We start from the raw sequence: 15,841 nt of genomic DNA, 5'->3' as shown, positions 1-15,841 counted from the left end.
CGGGGTCGAGCATCGGGGGCGCACAACGCACCCCCAGCTCCAGGCCCCGGCCGCGCACGGCCGGGGACCCCCCCGCACGTTCCGTCAGTCCCCGAACGGAATCCGGAGCCCTTCGATGAGATCCTCCCGTCACAGATCCCTCCTGGCCGCCGCCCTCTGCGCCGCGGCCCTGGTCGCGTCCGCCGCCCCGGCGGTTCAGGCCGCCCCCGCCCCGGCGGCGTCCGCCGCCCCGGACATCCCGCTCGGCAACGTCAAGGCGCACCTCACCCAGCTCCAGTCGATCGCCACCGCCAACGGCGGGAACCGCGCCCACGGCCGGGCCGGCTACCGGGCGTCCGTCGACTACGTGAAGGCCAAACTGGACGCGGCCGGATACACCACGACGCTCCAGCAGTTCACCTCCGGCGGAGCCACCGGGTACAACCTGATCGCCGACTGGCCGGGCGGAGACCCGAACCGGGTCCTGATGGCCGGCTCCCACCTCGACTCGGTGACCTCCGGCGCCGGTATCAACGACAACGGATCGGGTTCCGCCGCCGTGCTGGAGACGGCCCTCGCCGTCTCCCGGGCGGGGCTCGCACCCGACAAGCACCTGCGCTTCGCCTGGTGGGGCGCAGAGGAGCTGGGCCTCGTCGGTTCGAAGTACTACGTCGCCAACCTGGCCGCCGCCGAGCGTGCCAAGCTCGCCGGATACCTCAACTTCGACATGATCGGCTCGCCCAACCCCGGCTACTTCGTCTACGACGACGACCCGGTCATCGAGCAGACCTTCAAGGACTACTACGCGGGCCTGTCGATACCCACCGAGATAGAGACCGAGGGCGACGGCCGCTCCGACCACGCCCCGTTCAAGAACGCCGGGGTCCCGGTGGGCGGGCTCTTCTCCGGAGCCGACTACAAGAAGACCGCCGCCCAGGCCCAGAAGTGGGGCGGCACGGTGGGCCAGGCCTTCGACCGCTGCTACCACTCCTCGTGCGACACCACGGCCAACATCGACGACACGGCCCTGGACCGCAACAGCGACGCCATCGCCCACGCCGTCTGGACCCTGTCCGCGGGAGGGACCACCCCGCCGGCCGGCTCGGTGTTCGGCAACACGGCCGACGTCGTCATCCCCGACAACGGGGGAGCCGTCACCTCGTCCGTCTCCGTCACCGGCCGCACGGGCAACGCCCCCGCGGCCCTCAAGGTGGCCGTCGACATCAAGCACACCTTCCGCGGTGATCTCGTCGTCGACCTGCTGGCTCCCGACGGCAGCGCGTACCGGCTGAAGAACTCCAGCGGCTCCGACTCGGCCGACGACGTCATCGCCACGTACACGGTCAACGCCTCGGCCGAGAGCGCCAACGGCACCTGGAAGCTCCAGGTGCGGGACGTCGCCGCCCGGGACACCGGCTACATCGACAGCTGGCAGCTCACCTTCTGAGCACCTCGCGGGCACCCCGCGCGGGGTGCCCGCACCCGGCTCAGAGGTACTTCTTGATCTCCCGCCGCGCCAGCGACCGCTGGTGCACCTCGTCCGGGCCGTCCGCCAGCCGCAACGTGCGGGCGGAGGCCCACAGTTCGGCCAGCGGGGTGTCCTGGCTCACCCCGCCGGCGCCGTACAGCTGCACCGCCTGGTCGAGGACGGACACGACCGCCCGGGGCGTCGCGATCTTGATGGCCTGGATCTCGGTGTGCGCGCCCCGGTTGCCGACCGTGTCCATCAGCCAGGCCGTCTTGAGCACCAGCAGCCGCAGCTGTTCCACCGTCACCCGGGCGTCCGCGATCCAGTTGTGGACGACGCCCTGCTGGGCGAGCGTCTTGCCGAAGGCCGTACGGGCCACGGCCCGCCGGCACATCAGCTCGATCGCGCGCTCGGCCATCCCGATCAGCCGCATGCAGTGGTGGATCCGGCCCGGACCCAGCCGCGCCTGGGCGATGGCGAAGCCGCCGCCCTCCTCCCCGACCAGATTCGCGGCGGGCACCCGCACATCGGTGAAGACGACCTCGGCGTGCCCCCCGTGGGAGTGGTCCTCGTAGCCGTACACCCGCATCGCGCGGCGCACCTCGACACCCGGGGTGTCCCGGGGGACCAGGATCATGGACTGCTGGCGGCGGATGTCCTCGCCGTCCGGATCCGTCTTGCCCATCACGACGAAGACCGCGCAGCCCGGGTTCATCGCTCCGGAGATGTACCACTTGCGCCCGTTGACGACGTAGTCCCCGCCGTCCCGGGCGATCCTCGTCTCGATGTTCGTCGCGTCCGATGAGGCCACCTCGGGCTCCGTCATCGCGAACGCCGAGCGGATCTCACCGGCCAGCAGCGGCTCCAGCCACTGCTTCTTCTGCGCGTCCGTGCCGAACTGGTGCAGCACCTCCATGTTCCCGGTGTCCGGGGCCGCGCAGTTCAGCGCGGTCGGCGCCAGGTGCGGGCTGCGGCCGGTGATCTCCGCCAGTGGTGCGTACTGGAGGTTCGTCAGCCCGGCGCCGTACTCCGCGTCGGGCAGGAAGAGGTTCCACAGCCCCTGCCGGCGCGCCTCGGCCTTCAGCTCCTCGACCACCTGCGGGGTGTCCCACGGGGAGGCGAGCCGCGCGCGCTGCTCCTCGGCGATCCGCTCGGCCGGGTACACGTGCTCGTCCATGAACGCGAGCAGCCGGGTGCGCAGCTCCTCGGTACGGGCGTCGAATGCGAAGTCCATGGGATGGATCAGCCTTCCTGGAGGGTGGTGAGGCCGTGGGCGATGAAGACCGGCACCAGGTCGCCGATGCGGTCGAAGCCGGCCCCGACGGTCTGGCCGAGGGTGTAGCGGTAGTGGATGCCCTCCAGGATCACGGCGAGCTTGAACCACGCGAAGGCCGTGTACCAGGAGATGGCCGAGGCGTCCCGGCCGGAGCGTGCGGCGTAGCGTTCGATCAGCTCGGCCGGGCGCGGGTGGCCCGCCGCGCCGCTGGTGGTGGAGACCGGCGACCGGGGCAGACCCAGGTCGGAGCTGTACATCACCAGCAGTCCGAGGTCGGTGAGCGGATCGCCGAGCGTGGACATCTCCCAGTCCAGGACCGCCTTGATCCGGTCGTCCTGGCCGATCAGCACGTTGTCCAGGCGGTAGTCGCCGTGCACGACCGTGGGGGCGGGGGAGTGGGGGAGCTCCCGGCCGAGCGCGGCGTGCAGCTCGTCGATGCCGGGCAGCTCACGGTTGCGGGAGGCGTCCAACTGCTTCCCCCAGCGGCGTAGTTGCCGGTCCAGGAAGCCCTCGGGTCGACCGAAGTCACCGAGGCCGACCGCGGCGGGGTCCACGGCGTGCAGGTCCACCAGGGTGTCCACGAGCCTCAGCACGGCCGTCCGGGTGCGCTCCGCGCCGAGCGGGGCGAGCTGTTCCGCGGTCCGGTACGGAGTGCCCTCGACGTACTCCATGACGTAGAAGGGGGAGCCGATGACCGAGTCGTCCTCGCAGAGCAGCAGCGGCTCGGGCACCGGCACCGCCGTCGGGTGCAGGGCGCTGATCACCCGGTGCTCGCGCTTCATGTCGTGCGCGGTGGCCAGCACGTGCCCCAGCGGGGGGCGGCGGACGACCCAGCGCCCGGCACCGTCCGTCACGATGTACGTCAGGTTCGAGCGCCCGCCCTCGATCAGCCGGGCGTCGAGCGGTCCGTTCACCAGACCCGGCCGCTCGCGGTCGAGGTGACCGCGCAGCCGGTCGAGATCGAGTCCTGGCGGGTGGACTGGGCTCATGGTGCGTACCTCCGGGGCGCTCGAACGGTCGGCACCATGATGCCGACCAGTCGGTATGTCGTCCAGTACCCGCCCGGAATCCGAAGGCGATCTCGGCGGACACTCTGGTGTTCAGTCGCATCCCTGAATAGAGTTCACGTATGGATACCGCCTTGTTGATCGACGACGTCCGGCTCACCCCGATCCTCATCGCCGATCCGCCCCTGCTGAACACCCAGGGCGTGCACCAGCCCTACACCCCGCGGCTGGTCGTGGAGGTCGTCACCCGTGGCGGCGTGACCGGGATCGGCGAGACCTACGGCGACGGCGGCTACCTGGAACTGGCCGAGCCCCTCGCCCGTGCCCTGCGCGGCCGCCCGGTCAGCGATGTGAACGGCCTCTTCGCGCTGGCCGACGAGGTGTGCGGCGACTCACGCGCCGCCGACGACCGGGTGGACGCGGGCGGACTGCGCGGGGTGCAGACCGCCGACAAGCTGCGGCTCTCCGTGGTCTCCGGCTTCGAGGTCGCCTGCCTGGACGCCCTCGGCAAGGCCCTCGGGCTCCCGGTGCACGCGCTGCTCGGCGGCAAGGTCCGCGACCGGGTCGAGTACAGCGCGTACCTCTTCTACCGCTGGGCCGCCCACCCGTCCGGCGGCGAACAGGACGACTGGGGAGCCGCTCTCGACCCCGCCGGTGTCGTCGCCCAGGCCCGGCGCTTCGCCCGCGACCACGGCTTCACCTCCTTCAAGCTCAAGGGCGGTGTCTTCCCGCCCGACCAGGAGATCGCCGCCGTCCGTGCCCTGGCGGAGGCCTTCCCCGGGCAGCCGCTCCGCCTGGACCCCAACGGTGCCTGGTCCGTGGAGACCTCCCTGCGCGTCGCGGAGCAGCTGGGGGACGTCCTGGAGTACCTGGAGGACCCGGCGAGCGGCACAGCGGCGATGGCGGAGGTCTCCGCGGGCACGGACCTGCCGCTCGCCACCAACATGTGCGTCACCACCCTCGCCGAGCTGCCCGAGGCCTTCGCCCGCGACGCGGTCCAGATCGTCCTCTCCGACCACCACTACTGGGGCGGACTGCACCGCACCCGCGAACTGGCCGGGATATGCCGGGCCTTCGGCGTCGGCCTCTCCATGCACTCCAACACCCACATGGGCATCAGCCTGGCCGCGATGACCCACGTCGCCGCCACCGTGCCGAACCTCGACCACGCCTGCGACAGTCACTACCCCTGGCAGACCGAGGACGTCCTCACCACCCGCCACACCTTCCAGGACGGACACCTGGCCGTCTCCGACGCCCCGGGCCTCGGCGTCGAACTGGACCGCGACCGCCTCGCGGCGCTGCACCGGCGCTGGCTGGAGGACGACGGCACGATGCGCGCCCGCGACGACGCGGCCGCCATGCGCGAGGCCGACCCGCGGTGGGTCACCCCGGCCGTCCCGCGCTGGTGACGACCGGCGCGCGGGCACTTTGCTGCCGCCCTCCACGGCGGTGACGGCCTGAGTTGCGTGGCCGACCGGCCGCGCCGATGGTCGAAGGATGAAGGCGATCAGCTACAGCAGGTACGGCTCGGCCGACGTCCTGGAGTACGGCGAGCGGCCCGACCCGAAGGTCGGCCCCGACTCGGTGCTGGTGAAGGTGCGGGCCGCCGCCGTGAACCCGGTGGACTGGAAGGCCCGCGAGGGCTACCTCCAGGCGAGCCTGGAACCCGTCTTCCCCGTCGTCCCCGGCTGGGACGTCTCCGGGGTCGTCGTGCAACCGGGCGCCGCCGTCGACGAGTTCGAGGTCGGCGACGAGGTCATCGGTTATGTGCGCGAGGACTTCCTCTCGCGCGGCACGTTCGCCGAGTACGTCGCCGCCCCCGTCCGCACCCTGGCCCGCAAGCCGCTCAGCGTGGGCTTCGAGGAGGCCGCCGGGCTGCCGCTGTGCGGGCTGACCGCCCAGCAGGTGCTCCACAAGGTGCTGAGGGTCCGGGAGGGCGAGACCGTCCTGGTGCACGCCGCCGCCGGCGGGGTCGGATCGCTCGCCGTCCAGCTCGCCCGGCACGCGGGCTGCCGCGTCATCGGGACCGCGGGCCCCCACAACCACGAGTACGTACGCCGACTCGGCGGCGAACCCGTGGAGTACGGCGACGGCCTCGCCGACCGGCTGCGGGCCATGGCCCCGGACGGCATCGACGCCGCGTTCGACACCGTCGGCGGCGAGGCGCTGCGTGTCTCCGCCGCGACGCTGGCCCCCGACGGCCGGCTCGCCTCGATCGCGGACGCCGAGGTCTTCTCCTACGGCGGGCGCTACGCCTTCGTGCGCCCCGACGCCGAGGACCTCGCACATCTGGCCGGACTGGCCGAGCAGGGCATCGTCTCCGTCCACGTGGACCGGACCTTCCCGCTGGAACAGGCCGCGGACGCCTACCGGCTCAACGAGCGGGGCCGCACCCGAGGGAAGGTCGTCGTCACCGTCGACTGGGACACCTGACCGCGCCCGCACGGATCCACGGGAGCGATCAGAACAGCATCACCGCGGCGCACACGGCCAGCACGACCGTGCAGACGGCGGCCGCCAGCGCGTGCCGCACCATCAGCGGCGCGGGCTCGGCGGCGCCCATGCCGCCGACCCGCCGGTGCGCCACCCGCAGGAACCCCAGCCAGGCCAGCAGGCCCAGCGCCAGGGCGACCGTGCCGGCCGCACCGAGCCCGGCCCGCAGCACCTGCCGGAGGGCGAGCAGCGCCACCACCGTGAAGGACAGCGTCGTACGCCGCCAGGCCAGCCGCGTCCGCTCCGGCTGGAGACCCGGATCGCGTGCCCCGCCCGTCACCGGCCCTCCCAGCCGAACAGGACCACCACCACCATCGCGACCGCCACCACCGCGACGGCCAGGCTCAGCAGGACCGGGAAGCGGGACACCGGCAGATCCTCGCCACGCCGCATCGCCCGCTCGCAGCGCACCCAGTGGTTGACGGCCCGCAGCGCGCACAGGACCCCGGCCGCCAGCAGGGCGAGCGCGAGCCCGGCCCGGACGCCCCATGCCAGGTGCGGAAGGAACTGGTCGACGGCGAATCCCCCGCCGATCAGCGCCAGCGCCGTCCGGATCCAGGCGAGGAAGGTGCGCTCGTTGGCGAGGGAGAAGCGGTAGTCGGGGGTGTCGCCCTCCTCGCGGACCCGCTGCGGCGCGAACCACAGCCGCAGCCCGCGCCCGGGGCCGCCCCGGCGGGCCGGTTCGTCCGGGCCGCCGGTACAGGGGCCCGAGTCGTTCGTCCCGCTCACGCCGTGGACCCTGCCTCCCCGGCGCGGAACGCCCGCAACCGGTGATAGGTCTCCAGCCCGTCCGGCACCCAGGTCCATTCGGGAAGCCGGCGCTCCAGCTCCGCGTCGGTCAGAAAGGTGTGCCAGGCCACCTCCTCCGCCTGCGGCCGCACCGGCAGCTCGCACCGCAGCCGGTACACGTAGGACCACCAGGTGTGCTCGGCGCTCTCGTAGAGGAACGTGAAGAGCCGCTCGGGGCGGGGGAGACCGGGGACGCCCAGCTCCTCCTCCGCCTCCCGCAGGGCGGCGTCGTCGCACGCCTCGCCCGCGCCCACGACGCCGCCGACGAACATGTCGTGGTGGGAGGGGAAGACCAGTTTCGTGGGCGTTCTGCGGTGTACGAAGATCCGGCCCTCCGGGTCCCGGGCCTCGATGAAGACGCAGCGGTGGCGCAGCCTGCGCGCGGTCGCCTCACCGCGCGGTGCCTGCCCGACGACCTCGTCGTTCTCGTCGACGATGTCCAGGATCTCGTCAGCCGGATTCATGCTCCTCATCCAACCGTTCCTCATCAGTGAGCAGGAGTGGGTCGTGCCCCCACATCCTGGCACCGCGGACATCCCGAACGGTTCCGGGTGTCCTGGTCGTCCGCGCTCTCTCCGCGTCCGGTGGCACGGATCGTGTCCGTGGTCCGTGGTCCGTGGTCCGTGGTCCGTGGTCCGTGGTCCGGGGACGCGGCGGCGGGACCCTTGACGCCCAGGGACACGCCGGTCGGTCCGGACGGTCCGATGCCTCACACGATCACTCCGGTCGTGCAGCCGTGGACCCGTGCGCGGCGTCGGTCTTGCCGGGCGGCATCGCGGGGTGCCGGCCGAGCATCACGATGCCCGTCACGATCGCGACGAGCCCCGCCGCCTGCCCGGCCAGGGCGAGCGGGTCGGTCCGTACGTGGTCGCCCAGGAAACCGATCCCGCAGACGATCCCGGCGAGCGGCTGCGCGGCGGTCAGCGGGGGCAGCGACACCCGCAGCGGGCCCGCCTCGAAGGCGCTCTGGACCATGATCAGACTGGTCACGCCCATCACGACGAGCGCGTACGGCTCCCAGCTCGTGAACAGCGAGACCCACCCCTCGTCGGTCAGCCGCAGCCCGCAGACCCGGGTCAGGGCGTCCTGGAGCCCGTACAGCAGCCCGCCCGCGAGTCCGAGCAGGGCGGGGGTCCAGGGCGCGCGCGGATGCCGGGCGAACGCGGTCAGCAGCAGCGAGAACCCGGCCACCACACCGATCACCAGCCACCGCCGCAGCGGCTGAGAGACCTCCTCCCCGCCCTGCGGCTGACCGGCCAGCAGGAACACGGCGACGCCGCAGGCCAGCAGCCAGAGCCCGCCCCAGCCCTGCCGGCCGAGCCGCTGGCCGGTCAGCCAGCGTGACAGGCTCATGGCGAAGAGCAGGTTGGTGGCCATCAACGGCTCGACCACCGACACCTCGCCCTGGCCCAGGGCGAGGGCGCCGAGGACCATGCCGCAGATCATCAGTCCGATACCGGCCAGCCAGCTCGGTACCCGCATGAGGTCGAGCAGCAACCGGGGGGAGAGGAAGTCGCCGGGCGGCGCGGTACGGGCCGCCGCCTGTTGCAGGACGAAACCGAGGCCCAGACAACACGCGGCGCCGACGGAGAACAGGACGACCAGCAAGGACACGTTTCCGACGATAGCCCCGAGGACGTACGAGATCCGTGAGGCCGTCCCGGCGGAACGGTTGACGTGGGGGCGGGCGGTGCCGAAGATCTGACGCACGAGTAACCTGGCGCCCCGCCGCCGTCCCGCCCCCCGCCCCACCGCTCCCGCATCCGCCCCCGGAGGACGAAACCCATGGCGTACGACGCTGACGTGATCGTGATCGGGGCGGGACTGGCGGGTCTGGTCGCCACCGCCGAGCTGGCCGACGCGGGACGCACGGTGATCCTGCTCGACCAGGAACCCGAGCAGTCCCTCGGCGGCCAGGCGCACTGGTCCTTCGGCGGCCTCTTCCTCGTCGACTCGCCCGAGCAGCGCCGGATGCGGATCAAGGACAGCCACGCGCTCGCCCTCCAGGACTGGTACGGCACCGCGGGCTTCGATCGCGCGGAGGACCACTGGCCGCGCAAGTGGGCCGAGGCGTACGTCGACTTCGCGGCCGGCGAGAAGCGGTCCTGGCTGCACGCCCAAGGGCTGCGGCTCTTCCCCGTCGTCGGCTGGGCCGAGCGCGGCGGTTACGACGCGGGCGGCCACGGGAACTCCGTACCCCGCTTCCACATCACCTGGGGCACCGGCCCCGGGATCGTCGCCCCCTTCGAGCGGCGGGTCCGGGCCGGGGTCGCCAAGGGCCTGGTCCAGCTGCGGTTCCGGCACCGGGTGACCGGGCTGAGCCGCACGGCCGGTGCGGCCGACACGGTCACCGGCGAGATCCTCGAACCGAGCGGCGCCGCCCGCGGCACGGCGAGCGGCCGCGAGGTCGCGGGCGCCTTCGAGCTCCGGGCCCAGGCCGTGATCGTCACCTCCGGGGGCATCGGAGGCAACCACGACCTCGTACGCGCCCAGTGGCCCGACCGGCTGGGCACCCCGCCCGAGAAGATGCTCTCCGGGGTCCCCGCCCACGTCGACGGACTGATGCTGGGCATCGCGGAGAAGGCGGGCGCCCACCACATCAACCGCGACCGGATGTGGCACTACACCGAGGGCATCGAGAACTGGAACCCGATCTGGGCCAGGCACGGCATCCGGATCCTGCCCGGACCGTCCTCCCTCTGGCTGGACGCCCGCGGCAAGCGGCTCCCGGTCCCGCTCTTCCCCGGCTTCGACACGCTGGGCACCCTCGAACACATCATGCGCTCCGGATACGGCTACACCTGGTTCGTCCTCGACCAGAAGATCATCGGCAAGGAGTTCGCCCTCTCCGGCTCCGAGCAGAACCCGGACCTGACCGGCAAGTCGGTCCGCGACGTGATCGGCCGGGCCCGCGCCGACGTCCCCGCACCGGTGAAGGCGTTCATGGACAAGGGCGCGGACTTCGTCGTGGAGAAGGACCTCGGCGCGCTGGTGAGGGGCATGAACGCGCTGACCGGTGAAGCACTGGTCGACGAGGACGAGCTGCGCCGTGAGATCACCGCCCGCGACCGGGAGATCGCCAACCCGTTCACCAAGGACCTCCAGATCACGGCGATCCGCGGAGCCCGCACCTACCTGGGCGACAAGCTGATCCGCACGGCGAAGCCCCACCGCATCCTGGACCCGGCGGCCGGCCCGCTGATCGCGGTACGGCTGAACATCCTGACCCGCAAGTCCCTGGGCGGCCTGGAGACGGACCTGTCCTCCCGCGTCCTGACGGCGGACGGCACCCCGCTGCCCGGCGTCTACGCGGCGGGGGAGGCGGCGGGCTTCGGCGGCGGCGGGGTCCACGGCTACCGCTCCCTGGAGGGCACGTTCCTGGGCGGCTGCATCTTCTCCGGCCGGGCGGCGGGCCGGGCGGCGGCCACGGCGACGGCGTAGGAGCCCGGCCGCCGCTCCGGCGGAGGCGGGCGAGGCCCGGGCGGACCCCGGGCCTCAGTCCAGCCGCTCCACCACCCGGAACCTCTCCGCCACCACCATCGTGTCGTCGTCCACCGTGAACGTCGGGTCCCCCAGCCCCTCCCGCATCTCGGCGCTGTGCCAGAACGCCTCGTGCGCCGTCCGCCACGCGGCGACCGAGGTGTACCCCTCGCCCTCGTCCAGCGCGTGCCGCAGGTCCACCGACCCGAGCGGCAGCACCCGTACCTCCGTGAGCTCGACCACCGCCACCTCCCGTCCGCCGGAGTCGATCAGCGCGGACCGTTCGCCCACCGGCGGCAGTTCCTCCCTCTCCGCCTCGTACTCCGCGAGCAGCCCGGTCGTCGACACCTTCTCCCCGCGGAGTACGGCCTCCACCAGCTGATCGCGCACCGGTCCCGGGAAGGCGAGCAGGAGCGGTTTGAGCGGTTCTCGGTTCTCCATGGCCGCAGTGTGGCACGCGTCACCTCCGCACCTTCCGCCACGTCCGTCCCGCACTCCCCGGGGCGAAGAGCTGCGCCGATGGCCGGCCCGCTCCCGATCGGCAGCCCAACTGCGCGGCGCGCCCGTGCCGTTGAGGAAAGACGGCCCTTGACGTGGAGCACTCCCTACCGCTTTGCTGTGCGCGATCAACTGCTCGCGCAGAGCAGCGAGCAGCTCGCACGTCGCGTCGAAAAGGAACCTGCGGATGTCTCCGCCTCCGCCGCCCCTGGGCCGCGCCCGCCGAAGGGGAGGGCGCTCGGACCACGCCTTCGACCCGGCCCTCGACGACAGCGAACTCGTCGACGTACGCCACCAGTTCGCCCAGGGCAGATGGACCAGGGCACGCACCCTGCTCGCCGGGACCGGCACCGACTGGGACCGGCGCGGCCACCGTGTCATGGCCCTGGCCGAGGTGCCGTCCGCCGCCGGCTGGGCCGGTGACTGGCTGCTCGCCGAGCCGGACAGCCCGGACGCCACCACACTCCTCGCCTGCGCCGGTGTCGTACGCGCCCTGCGACCGCAGGCCAAGACCGCCGAACGGGACCGGGCGCGCGAGGCATGCCGGGCCGCCGCGGCCCTGGACCCGGCCGACCCCACGCCCTGGCTCGGCCTGATGACCCTGGACCGCGCCCACGGCAGCCAGGACGACACCGGCGCGGACTTCGAGCAGATCCGTTCCCGGCACCCCGAACACCACCAGGCGCACCACCTCATGACGGCCCGGCTCTCGGAGGCGGGCTCCGGCAGCGACCCCCTCCACGAGGTCTACGACTTCGCGGCCTGGGCCGCCGAGCGGGCGCCCGCCGACTCCCCGCTGGCCGTACTGCCCGTCGTCGCGCACGCCGAGCGCTACCGCGTCCTGGCCGCCGAGGGCGGGGCCCCCGACGACCCGGCGGCTTCCGGCCACTGGAACGGGCGCCGGGCCAGGCAGGTGATGAAGGCCGCCTTCGACTGGTGGCTGGAATGGGAGCGCGAGGACCACCCCCGGTACTGCGTCGACCTCAACTTCCTCGCCCACGCCAAGGTCTGCGAGGGCCGCCCCGCCGAGGCCGCCGCCCTCTTCCACCGCATCGGCCCGCACGCGACCGCGGCCCCCTGGTCGTACTCGGGCCGCGACCCGTACCCCGCGTTCCTCGCCGCGCGCGACCACGCGCTCGGCGCCCCGTGATGCACGTTGCCTCCAACGAAGGGACCACCCCCGCCATGTCGACGGGCAGAACAGACACGAGAGAGACCGGCGGCACACCGCGCGGCACCGGCGGCATCAACACCTACAAGGGCGAGGAACGCGCCCTGCGCGCGGACCGCCTGGGCACCCCCGGTCTGCTGCTCTCGGTCCTCGCCGCCAGCGCCCCGCTGATGGTCGTCGCCGGGGTGATGCCCACCGTCTTCGGCGTCATGGGCATCGTGGGACAGCCCCTGCTCTACGTCATCCTCGGCCTCGTCCTGATGCTGTTCAGCGTCGGCTACGCGGAGATGAGCCGGCACGTCCACAACGCCGGTGCCTTCTACGCCTACATCGCCCGCGGCCTCGGCCCGACCGCCGGTGCGGGTGCCTCGCTCGTCGCCCTGGTCGCCTACAGCGCCATGCAGGTCGGCATCTACGGCATCCTCGGCTTCGAGGTCTCCGGACTCTTCGCCACGTACCTCGACATCGAGCTGCGGTGGTGGATCCCGGCCCTCGTCGCGGTGGGCGTCGTCGGTGTACTCGGCTGGCTGAAGATCGATCTCAACGCCAAGGTGCTGGGCGTGCTGCTCGTCATCGAGTGCGCCCTGGTCGTCATCTTCGACATCGCCGCCGTCGGCAAGCCGGGACCCGAGGGCCTGTCCCTGCACGCCTTCAACCCGGACACCCTCACCGGAGCCGGGCTGGGCACCGCGCTCTGCTTCTGCATCGCCGCCTTCGTCGGCTTCGAACAGGCCCCGGTGTACGCCGAGGAGACCAGTCGCCCGCAGATCGTCGTCTCCCGGGTGATGTTCCTGGCCGTCGGCTACGCGGCGCTCTTCCTGGCCATCAGCTCCTGGGCCCTGACCGTCGCGGCCGGCCCCGGCTTCATCGCGGACACCTCGCTGAAGGAGGGGCCGGGCATGCTGTTCGGCCTCACCGAGGACCGGCTCGGCACCACGTTCACCGACGTCCTGCACGTGCTGTTCGTCACCGGCATGTTCGCCGCGCTGCTCAGCTTCCACAACGTGGTCGCCCGTTACGCCTTCGCGATGGGACGTGAGGGGCTGCTGCCCGCCGCGTTCGGCCGGACCAACAAGGCCAGCGGCGCGCCCGCCACCGGGTCCGTGCTCCAGTCCGCGGTGTCCGCCGTCGTCGTGCTGGCCTTCGCCCTCACCGACGACGGCCCGGTCGGCGACCCCACCGCCCCGGTCCTCCACCTCTTCACCTGGATGGGCAACGTCGGGGCCCTCGGGGTGATCGTCCTGATGGCGGCGGCCTCGTTCGCCGTCATCGCCTTCTTCGTACGCCGCGGCGCCGGCCGTGCCCAGGCCGCCCGGCTCGTCTGCTCCGGGCTCGCCGGGCTCGCCCTGCTGGCGATCGCCGTGTTCACGGTGCGGGACTTCGACGTACTCGTCGGCTCGGGCCCCGGCTCCGTACTGAACTGGCTGCTGCCGGGCGTCATCGTCCTCGCCCTGGTCGCCGGCCTGGTGTACGGGGCGGTGCTGCGCTCCACCAAACCGCAGGTGCACGCCCGGATCGGGCTCGGCAACGAGGCGTTCCAGCTGGAGAAGGCGGCGGAGGACACCGCGTCGGCCCCGCGCTGACCCGGCCCCGGACGCGGATCACCCGCGGTCCCCCGGGCGGGGGCCGCGGGTGATCCGCGTCGTCGGCCGGGCCGGCCGTCCGGTCAGAACAACAGGGACAGCAGCAGGATGAAGACCAGCGAGACGACCGAGATGATGGTCTCCATCACCGACCAGGTCTTCACGGTCTGTCCGACGTCCATGCCGAAGTACTCCTTCACCAGCCAGAACCCCGCGTCGTTGACGTGGCTGAAGAAGAGCGAGCCCGCGCCGACGGCGAGGACCAGCAGCGCCGCCTCCGGGGTGGACATGTCCGCCGCGAGCGGGGCGACCAGACCGGCCGCCGAGATGGTGGCCACCGTCGCCGAGCCCGTCGCCAGCCGGATCGCGACGGCGATCAGCCAGCCGAGCAGCAGCGCCGGGATCGACCAGTCCTCGGAGAAGTCCAGGATCATCTCGCCGACACCGGCGTCGATGAGGGTCTGCTTGAAACCGCCGCCCGCGCCCACGATCAGGAGGACACCCGCGATCGGGGCGAGCGACTTCTCGACGGTGGTGGAGAGCCGGCCCCTGGTGAACCCGGCGGCCCGTCCCAGCGTGAACATGCCGACCACGACGGCCGCCAGAAGGGCGACCAGCGGCGAGCCGATGACGTCGGTGACCTTCTGGACGCCGTTCTCGGGGTCGTCCACGACGATGTCGACCAGTGCCTTGACGAGCATCAGCACGACCGGCAGCAGGATGGTCGCCAGGGTCGCGCCGAAGCTCGGACGGCGGTCCAGGTCCTCGGACGGGCGCTGCGGGACCATCTTCTCCGGTGCCTCGATGTCCACCCAGCGGGCGGCGTACCGGGAGAAGACCGGGCCCGCGAGGATCACGGTCGGAACGGCGACCACGACCCCGAGTGCCAGGGTGACGCCCAGGTTGGCGCCGAGCGCGTCGATCGCGACCAGCGGGCCGGGGTGCGGCGGGATCAGCCCGTGCATCACGGACAGGCCGGCGAGCGCCGGGATGCCGATCCGCATCAGGGAGTAGTTGCCGCGCTTGGCGACCAGCAGCACCACCGGGATCAGCAGCACGATGCCGACCTCGAAGAACAGCGGAAGCCCGATGATCGAGGCGATCAGCACCATCGCCCACGGCATCGCCCGCCCGCTCGCCTTGGCGAGGATCGTGTCGACGACCTGGTCCGCGCCGCCGGAGTCGGCGAGCAGCTTGCCCAGGATCGCGCCGAGCGCGATGAGCACACCGACACCGGCGACGGTCGAACCGAGGCCCGAGGTGAAGCTGGCGATCGTCTTGGCGGGCGCGGCCCCGGCGAACGAGCCGAGCGCCAGCGAGCCGATGGTCAGCGCGAGGAACGCGTGGACCTTGAGCTTCGTGATGAGCAGGACGATGACGGCGATGCCCGCCAGTACGGCGATGCCCAGCTGTGCGTTACCTGCCGATGTGATGGGTTCGACGGCATCCGCTGCCAGCATCTCGACGCTGAGACCGGTCACGGTGGTGATCCTTAGTTCTCGAGCCGGCGCAGCGCGGCGACGGCCCGGTCGGTTATTTCCTCAGGGGTGCCGGACACGTCCACGGCGACACCGGCCTCGTCCTCCCGCAGCGGCTGCAGGGTGGCGAACTGCGAGTCGAGCAGGGCGGTCGGCATGAAGTGGCCCTTGCGGTCCGCCATGCGGCGTTCGATGAGGGCCCGGTCGCCGGTCAGATGGAGGAAGACGGCACCGGGCGCCTCGGCCCGCAGCCGGTCGCGGTAGGCCCGCTTGAGCGCGGAGCTGCTGACGACCCCGCCGAGTCCCGCCCTGCCGTGCGCCCACTGCCCGATGGCGTCCAGCCAGGGCCAGCGGTCGGCGTCCTCCAGCGGCGTACCCGCCGACATCTTGGCGATGTTGGCGGGCGGATGGAAGTCGTCGCCCTCGGCGTAGGGAACGCCGAGTGCGGCGGCGAGCAGGGGGCCGATCGTGGTCTTGCCGGTCCCTGCCACGCCCATCACCACGACGACGTGGGGGGTGCTCATTGGTGCCTCGCTGTCTTCTTCGACATCGGTCCGTCGCGCTACTGAAACCCATTACGTACGACTTATTCAAGAGGGTGTGACATAAACGTCTT

At 72.2% G+C, this 15,841-nt stretch carries 15 protein-coding genes; 6 read left to right on the top strand and 9 right to left on the bottom strand.

Translation table 11 applies throughout. From position 1 onward, the window contains the following. Nucleotides 1-115 precede the first annotated feature (115 nt). Nucleotides 116-1,426 (top strand): M28 family metallopeptidase, encoded by a 1,311-nt coding sequence (locus SACTE_RS05540; RefSeq protein WP_014045044.1) that lies wholly within the window; start codon nt 116-118, stop codon nt 1,424-1,426. Between the two features lie 40 nt (nt 1,427-1,466). Here SACTE_RS05540 and SACTE_RS05535 read toward each other — a convergent pair whose 3' ends face one another. Together SACTE_RS05535 and SACTE_RS05530 are read right to left on the bottom strand one after the other, a co-directional pair. Beyond that, nucleotides 1,467-2,681, bottom strand: a complete 1,215-nt coding sequence (locus SACTE_RS05535; protein WP_014045043.1) for an acyl-CoA dehydrogenase family protein — start codon at nt 2,679-2,681, stop codon at nt 1,467-1,469. An 8-nt stretch (nt 2,682-2,689) separates the two neighbouring features. Next, complete coding sequence (locus SACTE_RS05530) at nt 2,690-3,712, bottom strand: phosphotransferase family protein (protein WP_014045042.1); 1,023 nt, start codon at nt 3,710-3,712, stop codon at nt 2,690-2,692. Between the two features lie 140 nt (nt 3,713-3,852). Between SACTE_RS05530 and SACTE_RS05525 the strand changes: the two genes are divergently transcribed. Together SACTE_RS05525 and SACTE_RS05520 are read left to right on the top strand one after the other, a co-directional pair. Beyond that, the gene (locus tag SACTE_RS05525) at nt 3,853-5,142 is read left to right on the top strand and encodes a glucarate dehydratase family protein (protein ID WP_014045041.1); all 1,290 of its coding nucleotides are present in this window, start codon (nt 3,853-3,855) and stop codon (nt 5,140-5,142) included. 88 nt (nt 5,143-5,230) lie between these two features. Beyond that, nucleotides 5,231-6,166: an NADP-dependent oxidoreductase gene (locus SACTE_RS05520; RefSeq protein ID WP_014045040.1), complete on the top strand. Its 936-nt coding sequence runs from the start codon at nt 5,231-5,233 to the stop codon at nt 6,164-6,166. Between the two features lie 28 nt (nt 6,167-6,194). Here SACTE_RS05520 and SACTE_RS05515 read toward each other — a convergent pair whose 3' ends face one another. The 4 genes from SACTE_RS05515 to SACTE_RS05500 form a co-directional block, all read right to left on the bottom strand. Further along, the gene (locus SACTE_RS05515; protein WP_014045039.1) at nt 6,195-6,506 is read right to left on the bottom strand and encodes a DUF202 domain-containing protein; all 312 of its coding nucleotides are present in this window, start codon (nt 6,504-6,506) and stop codon (nt 6,195-6,197) included. Continuing rightward, entirely contained in the window at nt 6,503-6,877 is a 375-nt protein-coding gene (locus SACTE_RS05510; RefSeq protein WP_026359263.1) for a DUF202 domain-containing protein, read from the bottom strand. The genes SACTE_RS05515 and SACTE_RS05510 overlap by 4 nt, the downstream gene beginning before the upstream one ends. A gap of 74 nt (nt 6,878-6,951) precedes the next feature. After that, complete coding sequence (locus SACTE_RS05505) at nt 6,952-7,479, bottom strand: NUDIX domain-containing protein (protein WP_019993887.1); 528 nt, start codon at nt 7,477-7,479, stop codon at nt 6,952-6,954. A 253-nt stretch (nt 7,480-7,732) separates the two neighbouring features. After that, nucleotides 7,733-8,629, bottom strand: coding sequence for a DMT family transporter (locus SACTE_RS05500; RefSeq protein WP_176724331.1), 897 nt, complete (start codon nt 8,627-8,629; stop codon nt 7,733-7,735). 171 nt (nt 8,630-8,800) lie between these two features. On the opposite strand from SACTE_RS05500, the gene SACTE_RS05495 reads away from it, so the two are divergent. Next, nucleotides 8,801-10,456: an FAD-binding dehydrogenase gene (locus SACTE_RS05495; protein ID WP_014045035.1), complete on the top strand. Its 1,656-nt coding sequence runs from the start codon at nt 8,801-8,803 to the stop codon at nt 10,454-10,456. A gap of 54 nt (nt 10,457-10,510) precedes the next feature. On the opposite strand, the gene SACTE_RS05490 is transcribed toward SACTE_RS05495, so the two are convergent. Next, nucleotides 10,511-10,936 carry an ASCH domain-containing protein gene (locus tag SACTE_RS05490; RefSeq protein ID WP_014045034.1) on the bottom strand — a complete coding sequence of 142 codons (426 nt, stop codon included), beginning with the start codon at nt 10,934-10,936 and terminating at the stop codon, nt 10,511-10,513. A gap of 244 nt (nt 10,937-11,180) precedes the next feature. On the opposite strand from SACTE_RS05490, the gene SACTE_RS05485 reads away from it, so the two are divergent. Further along, nucleotides 11,181-12,143, top strand: coding sequence for a hypothetical protein (locus SACTE_RS05485; RefSeq protein WP_014045033.1), 963 nt, complete (start codon nt 11,181-11,183; stop codon nt 12,141-12,143). 35 nt (nt 12,144-12,178) lie between these two features. Further along, a complete protein-coding gene (locus SACTE_RS05480; protein WP_019993886.1) occupies nt 12,179-13,747 on the top strand; it encodes an APC family permease in 1,569 nt (522 codons plus the stop codon). 83 nt (nt 13,748-13,830) lie between these two features. On the opposite strand, the gene SACTE_RS05475 is transcribed toward SACTE_RS05480, so the two are convergent. Both SACTE_RS05475 and SACTE_RS05470 read right to left on the bottom strand, forming a co-directional pair. Then, the gene (locus SACTE_RS05475; RefSeq protein WP_014045031.1) at nt 13,831-15,228 is read right to left on the bottom strand and encodes a gluconate:H+ symporter; all 1,398 of its coding nucleotides are present in this window, start codon (nt 15,226-15,228) and stop codon (nt 13,831-13,833) included. Nucleotides 15,229-15,239: 11 nt separating this feature from the next. After that, nucleotides 15,240-15,749 carry a gluconokinase gene (locus SACTE_RS05470; RefSeq protein ID WP_014045030.1) on the bottom strand — a complete coding sequence of 170 codons (510 nt, stop codon included), beginning with the start codon at nt 15,747-15,749 and terminating at the stop codon, nt 15,240-15,242. Nucleotides 15,750-15,841: the final 92 nt, after the last annotated feature.

It is taken from the genome of Streptomyces sp. SirexAA-E (assembly GCF_000177195.2).
Taxonomy (GTDB): Bacteria; Actinomycetota; Actinomycetes; order Streptomycetales; family Streptomycetaceae; genus Streptomyces; species Streptomyces flavovirens.
The sequence above is the reverse complement of the archived record's forward strand: the minus strand, read 5'-3'. Positions and strand labels throughout refer to the sequence as shown.